The organism is uncultured Streptococcus sp., from assembly GCF_963516575.1.
Taxonomy (GTDB): domain Bacteria; phylum Bacillota; class Bacilli; order Lactobacillales; family Streptococcaceae; genus Streptococcus.
Window position 1 is genome coordinate 21,176 of the sequence record NZ_CAUQCP010000021.1, and the last position, 14,779, is coordinate 35,954.

The following is a 14,779-nucleotide window of genomic DNA, read 5'->3' on the forward strand; positions in this document are numbered from 1 at the left end:
GCAAGACAAAAAATATGAATATAAACTCCATACATCATGTGGGGAAAGACATACTCTATAAAATAGCCTGGTAGATAGATGATTGGAAATTGATAGAAATCATAGGTCGTTAGAGATAGTAAACAAAGAACATACATAAATACTGCTACAATTAGAACCCATCCTTGCTTTCGCCATAGAAAAATCATCAATAAGAACAGACAAAGTAGATAGATTGACCAATTTCGCAACATAAATTGAAAACCATAAATCATACTTTCAGTCGTTTCTCCATCAATCACATCAACTACTTTATAGAAAGGTAAACAATAGCTCACTAAAAAAAGAAGGGGACTAATTATTTTTTTCATATTCTCTACCATGGATTATTTTGCAAGTAAGCTGACCATCTATCTCCATATCGAATCAAATTAACAGTATAATTAGTTACTACCCGATTTTCACCTGATCCAACATTAGAAAAACCTGTGCTATACTCCCAACTACTTCTTGCACCTGGATTAAACCATTTTTGCTGGGATGAATACCAACCACCTTGTCTAACTTCCACACTTGAAGATTCTATTTCGATATCCCTTTCATGGAAGTCAACTCCTCCACTTATTTTAGTAATATTTTTTTGTACACCTCCATCATAACTCACCCAGTGAACAACAGTATACAATTCCACACTATAAGTACTATCAAACTGACTTTGATGAGTAGTAATGTTTTGAGTATAAGCGTGCACTTTCTGTATACCAAAAATATGTTCTAATATATTCGTTGGTTTAGCAAGCTTATTGTAACCCTCTTCAACAAAAGTAGCCTTCTCTAAATCAGCGGTATAAACAGTTTTTCCTTGTACTACTTGATTGTTTATAGAAGTAATACGGCTATCCACAACAATGGGGGCCACCATATCTCCATCGCTAGTTTCTATTTTAGCTGCCTCTTTCACCTCATATACAACTCGATTTTCTTCAGACTGAATCACTTCTACCCCATTTTTTTCAGGTATAGATAATCTAGTTTGCCCATTAGAAACCGTTATATTTGGACCAATATTCTTCTCATTTGCATAAGTCGCAATAGGAAATCCTGATAGAACCACTGCACACATAAGGCTATTGACTAATTTTTTTCTCATGAATATATCCTTCCCATTTTCAAAAGGAGTAAAAATAGCTAATATAAGATGAACGTTTCCTTATATTTCAGAATAGGATATCTATCTGAAAGCAATTCACACTCCTATAGGTAACTGTTCCAAATCTTGGCTACATATATTTCAATAGTTTGCTACAAAAAACTCCTTTCTAAGTCTATTGAACATGCCCTTATTCACCTACTAATATAGCACAAAAATAAATAAATAAATACAAGACTGTTTTTTCTACTAGTTTTATGATAGAATAGTATTGTTAGGGTAAATTTCATATATAAATGTCGAGTGAAAAATCGATGGGACAGAAATCGGTAGACAAAGACTCGATTTCGTTGGTCCAGCCCCACAAGGCTAATCAGGTATTTCACGAGTTTAAAAATCTAATGAAGTGCCCAATCAACTACTGATTCATTGATCTAATACGAACTATAGTGGATTGAACCTAGAAATAGTACACTAAGGATTCTAAAACGTTTCTAGAAATTAATTTGACTTTCCTAATCTCTTTGTTCATATCTTATTTCAATCTACTATATATACCAAAATGCTGGGACAAAAGTCTTTAAAATCAGAGAAACGCATATTATCAGGTGTTGGAAAACCTTGATAATATGCGTTTTATCATAGAAAGATCTACTTCATTTTTTACTAAAATTAAGTTTTTGTCCCTGCATCTTAGAGTCCTTGCCCTTTAAGTGCATCTGCTAGACTGGCAAATTCTGACAAGCTGAGAGCTTCCCCACGCACACTTGGTGACAAAGCAGCTTGATCCAAGGCCTTGGTCAGCTTGTCCTTAACTTCTTCAGTCTTGCCAAAGTAGCCTGTCAAATTGTTCCACAAGGTCTTGCGACGATGGGTAAAACTAGCCTTGGAAACCTTAAAGAAGAAGTTCTCGTCTTCCACTGCTACAGCTGGCTCTGGACGGCGTACCATTTTCAGGATAGCTGAATCCACATTTGGCGCTGGCACAAAGACCGTACGAGGTACGATAAAGGCAACCTTGGCGGTCATGTAATACTGCACCGCAATCGACAAGCTACCGTAAGCCTTGGTATTGGGTTGAGCGGAGATACGATCCGCCACTTCTTTCTGCATCATGACGACAAACTCACTAAAAGGAATGCCACTTTCAATCAAGTGCATGAGAATAGGTGTCGTAATATAGTAAGGCAAGTTGGCTACCACCTTAATGGGCAGGTCAGGATTTTTGAAATTCTGAATATGCTGCGCCAAATCAACTTTGAGAATGTCCTCGTTAACCACTGTTACATTGTCAAAATCACGAAGAGTATCTGCCAAAATCGGTACCAAACGGTGGTCGATCTCAAAGGCCATGACTTGAGCTGCACGCTCAGCCAGAAACTCCGTCAAGGCACCAATCCCTGGCCCTATTTCGATAACATTAACCTGATCATCAATTTCAGCTGTATCCACGATTTTTTGAAGGATATTGGTATCCGTCAAGAAATTTTGCCCGAAGGACTTTTTAAAGGTAAAACCGTGACGCTCCAGCACTGCCTTGGTCACGCTATAATCTGCAATTCTCATCTATTCTCTTTTCTATTATCTGTTACTACTATTGTAACACATTCCCCTTGTATTTTGGGGGTGAAAATCATACCAAAAAACTATCTTTCCTCATGAAGAAGGATAGTCTTGGAAATCTTTAAAAGTGGCCTTAGCGGTTCTCTCGAAACATCCGTTCGAAAAAATCAGCTTCCTGATAACTTCGATTTTCAGGTAGGGTCAAATCTACATCCTCCTCCACATCATCCACTGTCAGTTCAACCGTTTGAGGTAAATTTTTCAAACGATAATGCTTTTGCCTTTGCCCTTCAATACTAGCAAAATCAAGCAAATACCCATTCACTCGGATTTGAACCAAAAGGAGATGATTGGTCATATTTTCCATGATGAGAATATCTTCTAAACCACCTCTGGCACTAGGATAATCAGATACCCTGCGAATACGAATTTTTTCACACATGAGCAAGCTCCCTCATATCAATGATTTCATCGGCCTTATTCCAGACCAGGGGATTATGGGTCGCAATGATGATCATGCGATTTTCATCTTTCAAGTCCACCAAGAGATTCATAACCTCCTCTGAATTTTCAGGATCAAGAGCTGCTGTTGGTTCATCTGCCAAAATCAAGGGTGGATTTTTCAAAATAGTCTTCGCAAGGGCAACTCGCTGAGCCTCTCCCCCAGATAAAGTATAAATTTTTTGTTCTAGATCCAAATACCCTAGATTAACCTTTTCTAAAGCCTCCACTTGCCTTTCCAAACGTTCTACTTTTGAGATTTTTTGACCAACAAAGCCCAAATCCAAATTCTCTTTGATTGATTGGTTTTCTAAAAGGCCAAAATTTTGAAAGAGATAGCCCATCTGGTCTCGAAAATACTCACGAGTGGGAATGGTGTTTAAATCTTTCCCCTGATAGAGAACCCTTCCACCATCTATCTTTTCTAGCTTTCCTAAGATATTCAGCAGAGTCGTCTTTCCGCTCCCACTCTTTCCGATTAAGGCATAAACCTTGCCCTTCTCCAGCTTGAGATTCAAACCAGAGAAAATCGCTCGGTCATTAAATTTCTTTTCCAATCCTTGAATATCAATCATCTTATTTTCCTTTCAATACTGCCATGCTACCAGCTTCTTCTTTTTTATCCTGCCTTACTAAAATCAAGAGGGCGTTAAGAGTAAATAAAGCTACAACTAAAGCGCTAATCAAGCTATCTCCTGTCAAAACACTAGATAGGACTAGGCCAAGCAAGAGAACTCCTCCTTGCGCCAGTAAGTACTTACCATGAAGCTCATAGATTGTCATGCCAGCAAGACGTTTAATCATAATTTCCCGTCTGAACTGCTCAAAATAGAGAAGATTCATGGAATCAAATAACAAGATAGCCGTAGACAGGGTCAAAATAGTCCCAATAAGGAGAGAGTAAAACTCCATCCGTTTGTCATTTAGTACCTTGGCAAAAAATAGCTGGCTTTTTACCAAATAAGAGACCTTGTGATACAGACCTTGCTCTTTTAGAGCTGTGATGCTATCTCCATATCGATCTAGTTTCAAGGCACTATTAGCCGTAGTTCCCCACAACATCCCTGCAACAGCTCTTGTTCCAGTCGCTTGTGGCGTTAGAACCACAATAATCGAATCTTTTAGGTATTGACGTGTCGTCTTGTACCCATCGTTATAGAGGAAGCGTTCCTGTCCTGTTTCTGTAAAAGCTAGCGTTACCTGTGGGAGGTAGTGTTTCTGACTCGTCACTTCTACACTTTCAGATGAAAAATTTTGCAGGTAATCTGTAAATAATCCTTGATAGTAGGCAGATTGCTCTCGAAAGCTCTCAGGCAAGATCAGCCCAAACTCCCCCTCAGACAAGTTTTGCATCTTGTCCATAAACTCTGAAGAAACGGTAATCTTTTCTTCTATCAGATAGCGCGGTGAGACATAGATAACATTCCCTGCTGGTGTGTAGTCATTGAGACGATTGCCATCTAGGTCCACTTCTGCGCCATTTGAGAATTTGTCAACATTGCTCATGATATAAAAAGAGTCTGTATTGGCTAACCGTTCTTCAGTAAATATCTGCCACTCACGATTATCCTTACGCATTCCTTCTTCATCGGCAAATGCACTAGACCAACCAAAGGATAGACGGTAACGATCTGAGGACTGACTCCATTTATCGCTAGCTCTCTCCATTTCTTGCATTTCACGGTAGTGGGGTAGGAGAGCAGTCGCACTCGAGCCGACCACCAGCATGGCCAAGAGTTGCCCCACCATCATCAATGTCATCATACGTTTGAGAAGGAGTTTCCCTTTCAATAGATCCACCAGACTATTTTCCTGTAAACCAAGTAGATACACGACACTTAATAAGGTAGAAATCCCTACCAAGGCCAATCCATAAAGCAAAAGACCAATGATGACCAGTTGCACCGTTGCCATAAACAAGGCACCTTGATACCAGAGAATCCCCAATCCCAAAAAACTGGATACCAGCACCGAGAAGATAAGCTGTCTCATATCTTCTAATACTGGTCTGAGAGCAACCCCAAACAAGCTCTCACCAGCTATTAAGCGAATCCCTGCTTGACGAAGGGATTTTATCCGATAAATCAGAGTCAGACTCATAAAGGTCAGCAGAAAAATAGCTAAACTCAGTAGCACCATAGGGGTGACAGCCAATAGTAAGACTATCGAAAATGGATCTTCTCCATTCGAAACAAATCCTTGATAGCCAAGTTCTTTCAAGGTAGTCTGTAAGCTCACTCCATCCAAACTTCCTGACACAATCAAGTAAGACCCTAATAAATCACTCGTTTCTGCACTCTCCTTGGAGGAAATGGTCAGACCTTCTGGAAGCTCTCCCTGACCATAAGTGGCATATGTAAAGCGTGTTTCTCCAGCTTCATTTGGCTCAACAATCCGACGGGCGATGAGACTATTATGCTCTACCGCCAAGTGACTCAAAGCTTCTGTTACCTCTTCGCGACTAGCTACTGGTTGATTTATCACCATTCCTGTCACATCAACAGAGGGATAGTTACCAAATAAAATCTCTTCTCGATGGTCAACGGAAGTTATCACCATATAAAGCGATACCAATACCATTGAAATCAAAATAAATAAACGTTTCATCATTTCCTCCAAAAAGTTACTTGGTCACTTAGTGAGAAGATGACCAAGTAAAGCTAAACAATAGGGCTATACCATTCTAAACATTATAGTAGAATGCAACTTTCTCTCCCCAAGAAGTACGAATCCATGCACGAGAAGTCCCTCCAGCATCAGCATATCCCTTATCAGATGAACCAGTTTTTCTACTAACAACTGTTGAGCTATGATATTCTGAAGAGTGATAGTAGTTTGAGTAAGCACCTCCGTCACCTGAACCATACGTCCAGACACCACCATCTGGATACTTAACCGCGGCCGATACTACTGCTACACTTCCACCTAATGTTGCTGCAATGCTCGCTACAAGGGCTAATTTTTTAACTGTTTGTTTCATATTGATACTCCTCTATTTTTGATTACAAGATTGTTGAGTTACTTTCTCCTCTTTCCATTATCAACGTTGATACTATTATATTACCAAATGATATTCTAAAATTATTTGTTTTTCTCTAAATTATCAAAATAACACCCTGAAATGAACTTTTATAGTCATTATACTCCATCTTTATCACACTACCAAGGACATCAATGTCCTTAGAATCTAACTATTTCATATTATTTTTAGCTTATATATAAAAAAACAGCCCTAAAGACGAACTTTAGAACTATTTCAAGACCAGAACAAAGACATTATTGTCATTGCTTCACTATGTTTATAAATATTCTTACCCTATTGTAAAACGAAGGACACATAAAAAGGTGCCTATTTGATGTACTCTGATTGCAAAATACCACAAAGTAAATTTAACATAATCTCCAATCATTCGTATAAACAATTGTTTGAAACTAATCCGAGAAAAATCAATCACTAGTTGTCAAAGACTTTTTTAAGGATTATTATTTATTACTCGCAGATGGTAAACACGGATTATTCCTACTACTATGAGAATAACTAAGTAAGACTGATTACAGAATTATTTCTTTAAATTATTCGTTTCCTTCTTTATAAAACGGATATGTAACTATTATACCCAAAGTACTAATTATAATTTTAAAGATTGCACCTAAAATATTTAAAGTTGATAAATCAAGTATTCCGTGTATTAGGTATAGTAGACAGAAAAAGAATGGAAGGTATTTTTTTAATTTTTTCATAAACTATAGTGCTATCAAGGTCAAAGCTTTAGCTACTGTCCAAGCCATCCAATCTGGCATACCTGCACGCTTACAAGCCTGGTAGATTCCATCTTCAATCCAACCAGTAAAGTGTTCTAGTGTACTCAATATAGAATTCAATCCTATATATTGATTTATCCATCTTTTAACATTCGAAGGGAGTTTACTATAACCTTTTCGAATAGCTGTAACTGAAAAAGACCACTTTCCTCTGTCCATTTTAGCAGCTTGGATATCCTCTTGCGAAACAGTATCTTTATCAAATTCTAATATACGTCCGTTATCTACGTAGATATGTTTTCCTTCACCATTAGTTGCCGTAGAACGTTTTGAAACTTGAGTTGCTTTATCCGAAACTGAGTATGTAGAAGCAAAAGCAGTTGCAGATGGGAGAGCAACAGTACTTAATGTTAAAAAGCAACTTAAAACAATTGCTGTTTTTGTTAAAATCTTATTTTTCATTTTATTTTCTCCTCGAAATATACATTTTTATCATAACTATCCTAATAAACTGACACTTTGCCCTAAAGAGTCTATTTTGAAACTAAGTAGACATAACTAAATTTTATTTAAACCACCAAGTAACTAAATAAAATAAACTAAAAAAGTTCATATTGTAATCTCCTTTCACGTTTTAATTAATTATAAATTATTCTTAAATAAACTCAAAGGACATCAATGTCCTTAAAATCTAACTATTTCATATTATTTTTAGCTTATATCTAAAAAAACAGCCCCAAAGACGAACTTTAGAACTGTTTTGATACAAGAACAATGACATTTTTGTCATTGCTTCACGATATTTATAAATATTTTTTTAAATCTTCTTGCCATTGTTTTTCTAACATAGAATTTTCTATTATATCAGCAAATAGCTTCGATTTCTGATAGAACTGTTCGGCAGAAACATAATCATTTTTTATTATTAGGGATAATTTCCACTCCAACATTAATATAATTGGTTTCTTCTGAAAATCTTGTGTTTTTTCCATTATGTGATTAAGGCTAAAGATATAGGTTTCTAGTGAATCATAAGTCGATAAATTATCCAAACAGGCTAGACCCGAAAACAAAGTGTTACTTAAAGCAAACAGATATTCTGGTGCAATTAATTCTACATGATTTGTCAAACGAACTAAAAACGAATGAATTCTGTTAATTTCTTCAATCTGATTTTGACCTTGTTTTATCTTTGTAAGCACTATAGCAAAATATAAGTTGATAACTTCTAATTCATTTATCAAAAACAATTCCTTATCATAAATTGTTTTAAAATAATCGTCCAGTACGGTTTCCCCGTATTCTGGTCGTCCGCTTCGAATAACATCTATCGTTGCTCTAGTAGCTTCAAACCATACTTTTTCCTCACTAGGAAGTTGCTCATAAAACAAGTTCTCTATCTCTTCCAAACACGCTTCTTTCTTATCATACTCCTCTTCTTTACCATAGATTGGTTCACGTAAAATCTGGTATTTCAATTCTAAATAAGCAGAAGGAAGAGCTGAAAAATCCGGCATAAGGCTATAAGCTGGAACTCCTAAACGACGAGCAATATAGTCTAACTTGGGTAAACTCGGTTGCGAAGCCCCGCTTTCAATTCGCGATAGTTGACGAACTGTCAGTTCTTGCTCATTTCCACAAAAATCTGGACGACTAATTCCTTTTTCTATCCGAATCTCTTTGATTTTTTGACCAATTAACATCAGACGTCTCCTCTTCTACCTGCTTCGAAAAATACTGTGAAACTTTAAAAATTGTAACGATCACATCTTTCCTACTCATAACTCTTCATAGCTTCTTCCACTTCTGCCAAGGTAACTCCAAACAACTCTAAGCGCTTGAGGAGTTGCTTGCCGTTAGAATAGCCGATTCGGAGAGCCTCTCCCAGATATTCTCTGCGCTTACGGCTGTCTGCCCCTGCTAGAAAACCAAGGCGAATCAAGTCGCTACGACTGATGTCAAACTGACTCTCATGTTCAAATTGTTCTGTGACCTGAGCTAGAGCCGTTTTCAGGTCTTCATAGCTGGCATGCTCAATTCCCAGAGACCGTCCCTTGGTCTTGGACTTGGGAACAGCTTCATCTCGTTTGAGAAAGGCATGCTGAACTGCTGGAATGGCCGTCATAATCATGCGACGAATCCGCTCCCCATTAAAATCTGGGTCTGTAAAGACAATGACTCCATGACGTTGGTGCAGGCGCTGAATCCGCTCTATATCCCGCTCATTGATGGCAGAACCTCGTGTCTCATATGTCTCTACATCGAAATAGCGTTTGAGATTAGCCGTATCATCTCGCCCTTCGACCACGACGACTTGGGAAATTTTCTCTTTCATTACTTGCTGTCCAATCCAAAAATTCGTTCTGCATTTGCAGTTGTTACCACCGCTAGCTCTTCTGCCGTCATGCCACGCAAGTCAGCGATAAAGTCCACTACATAGCGAGTGTAGGCTGTTTTATTTTCACGACCACGCTTGGGTACAGGTGCTAAGTAAGGCGCATCTGTTTCCACCAACATCTTGTCCAAAGGTAACTCTTTAGCTGCTTCTTGGATGTCAGTTGCCTTCTTGAAAGTCACCACTCCTGAGAAGGAAATGGTCATACCAAGCTCCACAAACTTCTCTGCCCACTCAAGTGTCCCTGAAAATGAATGCATGATACCACCACGAGGACCAACTCCCTCGGTCTTGATAATCTCATAGGTATCTTCTAGCGCATCACGGGTATGGACAACAAAAGGCAAATCCAATTCCTTAGATAACTGAATCTGACGACGAAAAACCTGCTCCTGCACCTCTTTTGGCGCTGTCATCCAATGATAATCCAAACCAATCTCACCTAAAGCAACAACCTTGGGATTCTTGAACTTATCAAGCAAGTAGTCTTCAATCTCCTCTGTGTAAGTCCCTGCTTCTGTCGGGTGCCAACCAATGGTAGCATAAAGTTGGTCATACTCATCTACCAACTCCAAGGCACGCTCAATCGTCGGTTTATCAAAACCAACAATATTCATATGTGTCACACCCATCTCAGCAGCCAAGGCAATTTCTTCTGCCTCACGACCTGCAAATTCTTCTACATTCAAGTGTGTATGTGTATCAAAAATCATCTCTTCTAACCTCGTTTTCTATCTACTATTATAGCAAAAAAACTGACCTCTCTCCTTATCTGAAAAAAATATTCTAAAACCCATTATCATCTCTTGACGCTCTTTTTCCAAAGCAGTATAATAACACTTATTGAATTTTTCAACAAAGGAAACAACTATGTTTACAAAATTAAAACAGACCTTTATCGGTCGTCCTCTTAAGTCCTTAACCGAAGGAGAAGGGGGACTACTGGGAAAAATGCAGGCACTAGCCATGTTGTCAAGCGACGCTCTGTCCTCTATCGCCTATGGACCTGAGCAAGTAGTCCTGGTCTTGACTAGTCTCTCTCCTCTAGCTATATGGTGGAGCCTTCCTATTGGTCTCTTTGTCCTCCTGCTCTTAGCTAGTCTGACCGTTTCCTACCGTCAAATCATCCATGCCTACCCTCAAGGGGGAGGGGCATATATGGTTACTCGAGAAAATCTATCTCCCCAACTTGGCTTGATCGCTGGAGGTAGTCTTCTGGTTGACTATATGTTGACCGTAGCGGTATCCGTTGCATCTGGAGCTGACGCTATCACAGCAGCTCTCCCTGCTCTTCACCCCTACAACCTCCACATCTCCATTTTTCTGGTTTGCTTGCTCATGCTCTTGAACTTACGGGGCTTAAAAGAATCTGCCAGTTCACTGATGATTCCTGTCTATCTCTTTATCATCAGCACTGTCTTTCTCCTGCTCTATGGAATCTTTCAACTAATGACAGGTTCTCTCAGCTATCAGGCAACTTCACCTATTGGGCATGCTGTACCGAGTCTGTCTATCGTTCTCATTCTAAGAGCTTTTACCAGCGGATCTGCCTCTCTGACAGGGGTTGAAGCTATTTCAAATGCCGTTCCCTTTTTCAAGGCTCCAAAAGAACAGAATGCCGCTCAAACCTTGACCATTATGTCACTGATTTTAGGTTTTCTTTTTGCTGGTATCACCTTCCTAAACTACTGGATGGGGATTATGCCTCAACACGGAGAAACTATTCTTTCACAGATGGCTCAAGGCATTCTTGGCACTTCCTTCTTAGGTCACCTTGGCTATTATACCTTCCAATTCTCCACAGCCTTGATTTTGGCCGTAGCAGCAAATACTGGCTTTTCAGCCTTTCCTATGCTGGCTTACAACATGGCTAAAAACAAATACATGCCCCATCTCTTTATGGAAAAAGGAGACCGCCTAGGTTACTCCAATGGAATTTTAACTCTGGCTTTTGGGGCTATGATTCTTCTTCTCATTTTTAATGGCAATACAGAACGCTTGATTCCTCTTTATACTATCGGGGTCTTCGTTCCCTTCGCCCTATCTCAGACTGGGATGATTCGTCATTGGAAAAAGGAAAAAGGAGCAAATTTCTTAAAACCTGCTCTTGCTAATATCATTGGAGCAATCATTTGCTACGCTATCGTGCTCATCCTGCTCTTTTTCCGTCTCAGTGATATCTGGCCTTTCTTCCCGATCATTCTCGTACTCACCCTACTCTTCTTGGCAATTCACAGTCATTACCAAAAAGTGGCCCAACAACTGCGACTCTATGAAGGAATCGAAAAACGTACTTACGACGGCAATCTGGTTCTGGTCCTAGTAGGGAATGTCACCCGTGTAAGCGTTGGAGCTATTAACTACGCCCAAAGTATCGGAGACGAAGTCTTAGCCATGCACATTTCTACTAAGGAAACAGCAGAAAAAGACCAAGAAATTCTCCAAGAATTTGCCGATTACTTCCCAACCATTACTCTGAAAAACATCAAGACCAGCTACCGTGACATCATCACGCCTACTGTCAAGTATGTCAAACGAATCTCTGAGGATGCCCAGAAAAAGAACTATACAGTCACTGTCCTAGTACCCCAGTTCATCCCTAATAAACCTTGGCAGAATATCCTGCACAATCAGATGAGTCTCAAACTCAAATACGCCCTTCGTTGGCACCAAGACGTCGTTGTCGCTAGCTACTCTTATCACTTAAAAGAATAAAGAAAAGGCCCTACCAGAACCAAGAAGCTCTGGTAAGGCCTTTTTCTGAATCTAGTCACTAGACTTATACTCTTCGAAAATCTCTTCAAACCACGTCAGCTTCACCTTGCCGTAGGTATGGTTACTGACTTCGTCAGTTTCATCTATAACCTCAAAACCATGTTTTGAGCTGACTTCGTCAGTTTCATCTACAACCTCAAAACACTGTTTTGAGCAGCCTGTTGCTAACTTCTAGTTTGCTCTTTGATTTTCATTGAGTATTAACTGAAAAGATTGACTAGGAATATTATTGAATGTGGTTAGCTAAATCTTCCTGAGCTTTTTTATTTGACTCAGCTTTTTCTTTCAGCCATTTTTCATAGAGTTCTTGGTACTGTTTAGCAGTTACTGCCTCTTTTTGCAGTTCAACATATTTGTAGTTGTCCGCATTTCCTTTATTCCCAACGAATGAGAATGGGCCTGTAAATGGTACAGTCTTACGGAAGATTGGATTAGCTCCACCACTTTGAACTGGTAGGAAGAGGGCACTATCTGTCAACCAAGCTTGGGCTTCAGCATATTTTTCATAGCGAGCCTGAGTATCTGTAATTTCAGTGTCTGCCTGATCCAAGAGTTTCTTGTAGTCAGCAAGACCAATCTTGTCCTTAACTTCCTTGTCTTTTCCTTCAGACAAGCCCATGTTTTTCAACTGAGAACCTGTCTCTGGATCAAGAATAGCTAGGTAAGTCTTAGGATCTGAGTAGTCTCCGCCCCATCCTGAAACGTCAATATCGTAGTCTTTTTGTTCTGCTGTATCTGCAAAGTAGGTTGCTTGGTCTTTTTCATCTGGAGAAAGTTGGATAACATCAATGACTACATTCTCCTTACCAAGAGTGGCTTCTACTGTTTGCTTGAAAGATCCGGCCTGTTGTACATCTAACTTAGCAGTTTGGTCAACTGGCATATCCAAATGAATTGGGAAGGTTACTCCCTGAGCTTGCAGACTTTCTTTGGCCTTAGCAAACTTCTCTTTGGCCTTTTCAGGATTCAAGAAGGCTTGCTTACCATCATTTAGGTTGATATTTGCCCAATCTTTGCCGTAGTTGACAATTTTCTCATTGACAATGTCACCGAAGTTCTTATCGCCAACTTGGACAAAGTTACTTGGTGTAACTGTGTTACGTAAGATACGGTCTGCTCCATCTTCACCATTTGTCTGCGCTGCATAAGCATGACGGTCAAAGGCAAAGTTGATAGCCTGACGGAAATCTTTATTTTGCATAGCTGCGCGTGAATCTGTCTTTTCCTTATCAGACTGTTTCATAGTCTGCTTGTAGCTTTGACGATTCACGTTGAAAAGATAATAGAAAGTAACTGAGTTTTGTGGTGTGTAGGTAATCTTGTCCTCATTGCCCTTCTTGAGTTCAGCAAAGACTGAACTTGTTGGGAAGATACGACCATCAGTATAGTTACCATCCAAGAATCCTCTAGCAATGCTGTCTTGGTCAGAACCGTCAAAGAAAGAGAGTTTCACTTTCTCGATTTTAACATTGTCCTTATCCCAGTAATTAGGGTTTTTATCAAATTCAATCAAAGATTTTGATGAGAAGGATTTAAACAAGTAAGGACCATTTGACAAGATACTTGATGGTGTCACACTTCCAAAGTCATCTCCCTTAGACTTCAAGAAGGCTTCGTTTACAGGATTAAGGATACTTGCTGTTGTTTTAGAGTTCCAATAAGTCTCAGGTTGGTTGAGGGTGTATTGGAGTGTGTAATCATCCACTGCCTTAACACCAACAGTTCCAAAATCAGATGATTTCCCTTCAACATAGTCTGCTAGCCCTTTGATAGAATCTTGTACCAAGTACAAGTTCTCAGCCTTTTTATCAGCCGCATACTTAAGACCAGTCACAAAGTCATGAGCTGTTACATCCGCATACTCTTCTCCTTCAGAAGTGTACCATTTAGCTCCCTGACGGATTTTATAAGTATAAGTCAAGCCATCTTTTGACACTGTCCATGACTCAGCCATAGACGGGATGAGATTGCCATACTGGTCATTTTCCAACAAACCATCAATCAAGTTGGTTGTGATACTAGATGTAGAATCTCGGGTAGAAGTAATATAATCCAAGGTATCTGGGTTATTGACAAAGATATAAGAGTACGTCTTGTCTGCATTACTTGATTGGGAAGACCCACATGCTGCTAGAGCTAGACCTGCTGTCAAAGCCATAGCTCCAAAAAGTATAACTTTTGATTTCTTCATGATTATTCTCCATTTTTACAGTATGTGAAATATTATACACCATTTGAGCAAAAATATAAAGCTTTTTGTACTTTTTTACAAAAATAAAAATCAGTAGACTCGAGTTCCTACTGATTTTTGATATGGTTCGTTTGGATTATGCAGCCAAAACTTTGCGTCCTTTACGACGACGAGCTGCCAATACGCGACGACCGTTTTTAGTTGACATACGGTTACGGAATCCGTGTTTGCGCGCACGACGAAGTTTACTTGGTTGATAAGTACGTTTCACGATGAATACCTCCTCATAGATTTTGTATTCGTTTAGCCGGCTATAAAGTGATCAGTTACTAAACATACCTTACTATTCTATCTGATTCTTTTACTTTTGTCAATAGCTCAAGGCAAATGTTTTCGAGCTTTTCCTATGGGTAACTTCTCAAAGTAACTTCCACTTGTCTAGCCGAAGTGGAAATTAGTCTAA

At 39.2% G+C, this 14,779-nt stretch carries 13 protein-coding genes; 1 reads left to right on the top strand and 12 read right to left on the bottom strand.

Annotated features, from left to right (window positions below):
* Window positions 1-355: 355 nt before the first annotated feature.
* From RWM06_RS04965 to RWM06_RS05010, 10 genes are all read right to left on the bottom strand, one after another.
* Entirely contained in the window at window positions 356-1,129 is a 774-nt protein-coding gene (locus tag RWM06_RS04965; protein WP_313970319.1) for a cell surface protein, read from the bottom strand.
* Between the two features lie 693 nt (window positions 1,130-1,822).
* Entirely contained in the window at window positions 1,823-2,695 is an 873-nt protein-coding gene (gene rsmA / locus RWM06_RS04970; protein ID WP_313970320.1) for a 16S rRNA (adenine(1518)-N(6)/adenine(1519)-N(6))-dimethyltransferase RsmA, read from the bottom strand.
* Window positions 2,696-2,825: 130 nt separating this feature from the next.
* Window positions 2,826-3,134, bottom strand: coding sequence for a hypothetical protein (locus RWM06_RS04975; protein WP_000333264.1), 309 nt, complete (start codon window positions 3,132-3,134; stop codon window positions 2,826-2,828).
* The gene (locus RWM06_RS04980) at window positions 3,127-3,768 is read right to left on the bottom strand and encodes an ABC transporter ATP-binding protein (protein WP_313970321.1); all 642 of its coding nucleotides are present in this window, start codon (window positions 3,766-3,768) and stop codon (window positions 3,127-3,129) included. Before RWM06_RS04980 ends, RWM06_RS04975 begins: the two co-directional genes overlap by 8 nt.
* 1 nt (window position 3,769) lies before the next feature.
* Entirely contained in the window at window positions 3,770-5,800 is a 2,031-nt protein-coding gene (locus tag RWM06_RS04985) for a bacteriocin-associated integral membrane family protein (RefSeq protein ID WP_313970322.1), read from the bottom strand.
* A gap of 76 nt (window positions 5,801-5,876) precedes the next feature.
* Window positions 5,877-6,173 (bottom strand): lactococcin 972 family bacteriocin, encoded by a 297-nt coding sequence (locus RWM06_RS04990; RefSeq protein ID WP_261021324.1) that lies wholly within the window; start codon window positions 6,171-6,173, stop codon window positions 5,877-5,879.
* A gap of 764 nt (window positions 6,174-6,937) precedes the next feature.
* Window positions 6,938-7,417 carry a hypothetical protein gene (locus RWM06_RS04995; RefSeq protein ID WP_000790985.1) on the bottom strand — a complete coding sequence of 160 codons (480 nt, stop codon included), beginning with the start codon at window positions 7,415-7,417 and terminating at the stop codon, window positions 6,938-6,940.
* A gap of 341 nt (window positions 7,418-7,758) precedes the next feature.
* On the bottom strand, window positions 7,759-8,658 hold the full coding sequence (locus RWM06_RS05000) for an XRE family transcriptional regulator (protein WP_313970323.1): 900 nt from the start codon (window positions 8,656-8,658) through the stop codon (window positions 7,759-7,761).
* Window positions 8,659-8,729: 71 nt separating this feature from the next.
* Window positions 8,730-9,290 (bottom strand): ribonuclease M5, encoded by a 561-nt coding sequence (gene rnmV / locus RWM06_RS05005; RefSeq protein WP_313970324.1) that lies wholly within the window; start codon window positions 9,288-9,290, stop codon window positions 8,730-8,732.
* Window positions 9,290-10,063, bottom strand: coding sequence for a TatD family hydrolase (locus RWM06_RS05010; RefSeq protein WP_313970325.1), 774 nt, complete (start codon window positions 10,061-10,063; stop codon window positions 9,290-9,292). Before RWM06_RS05010 ends, rnmV begins: the two co-directional genes overlap by 1 nt.
* Before the next feature lie 157 nt (window positions 10,064-10,220).
* Between RWM06_RS05010 and RWM06_RS05015 the strand changes: the two genes are divergently transcribed.
* A complete protein-coding gene (locus tag RWM06_RS05015) occupies window positions 10,221-12,065 on the top strand; it encodes an APC family permease (RefSeq protein WP_313970326.1) in 1,845 nt (614 codons plus the stop codon).
* 286 nt (window positions 12,066-12,351) lie between these two features.
* Here the strand turns inward: RWM06_RS05015 and RWM06_RS05020 are convergent, their stop codons facing one another.
* On the bottom strand, window positions 12,352-14,316 hold the full coding sequence (locus RWM06_RS05020) for a peptide ABC transporter substrate-binding protein (protein ID WP_313970327.1): 1,965 nt from the start codon (window positions 14,314-14,316) through the stop codon (window positions 12,352-12,354).
* 136 nt (window positions 14,317-14,452) lie between these two features.
* Window positions 14,453-14,587: a 50S ribosomal protein L34 gene (rpmH, locus tag RWM06_RS05025; RefSeq protein WP_000831905.1), complete on the bottom strand. Its 135-nt coding sequence runs from the start codon at window positions 14,585-14,587 to the stop codon at window positions 14,453-14,455.
* Window positions 14,588-14,779 lie beyond the last annotated feature (192 nt).

Excerpts from the sequence above, each read along its gene's own strand:
- RWM06_RS04965 (WP_313970319.1), bottom strand. The coding sequence starts at position 1,129 with ATGAGAAAAAAATTAGTCAATAGCCTTATGTGTGCAGTGGTTCTATCA.
- rsmA (WP_313970320.1), bottom strand. The coding sequence starts at position 2,695 with ATGAGAATTGCAGATTATAGCGTGACCAAGGCAGTGCTGGAGCGTCAC.
- RWM06_RS04975 (WP_000333264.1), bottom strand. The coding sequence starts at position 3,134 with ATGTGTGAAAAAATTCGTATTCGCAGGGTATCTGATTATCCTAGTGCC.
- RWM06_RS04980 (WP_313970321.1), bottom strand. The coding sequence starts at position 3,768 with ATGATTGATATTCAAGGATTGGAAAAGAAATTTAATGACCGAGCGATT.
- RWM06_RS04985 (WP_313970322.1), bottom strand. The coding sequence starts at position 5,800 with ATGAAACGTTTATTTATTTTGATTTCAATGGTATTGGTATCGCTTTAT.
- RWM06_RS04990 (WP_261021324.1), bottom strand. The coding sequence starts at position 6,173 with ATGAAACAAACAGTTAAAAAATTAGCCCTTGTAGCGAGCATTGCAGCA.
- RWM06_RS04995 (WP_000790985.1), bottom strand. The coding sequence starts at position 7,417 with ATGAAAAATAAGATTTTAACAAAAACAGCAATTGTTTTAAGTTGCTTT.
- RWM06_RS05000 (WP_313970323.1), bottom strand. The coding sequence starts at position 8,658 with ATGTTAATTGGTCAAAAAATCAAAGAGATTCGGATAGAAAAAGGAATT.
- rnmV (WP_313970324.1), bottom strand. The coding sequence starts at position 9,290 with ATGAAAGAGAAAATTTCCCAAGTCGTCGTGGTCGAAGGGCGAGATGAT.
- RWM06_RS05010 (WP_313970325.1), bottom strand. The coding sequence starts at position 10,063 with ATGATTTTTGATACACATACACACTTGAATGTAGAAGAATTTGCAGGT.
- RWM06_RS05015 (WP_313970326.1), top strand. The coding sequence starts at position 10,221 with ATGTTTACAAAATTAAAACAGACCTTTATCGGTCGTCCTCTTAAGTCC.
- RWM06_RS05020 (WP_313970327.1), bottom strand. The coding sequence starts at position 14,316 with ATGAAGAAATCAAAAGTTATACTTTTTGGAGCTATGGCTTTGACAGCA.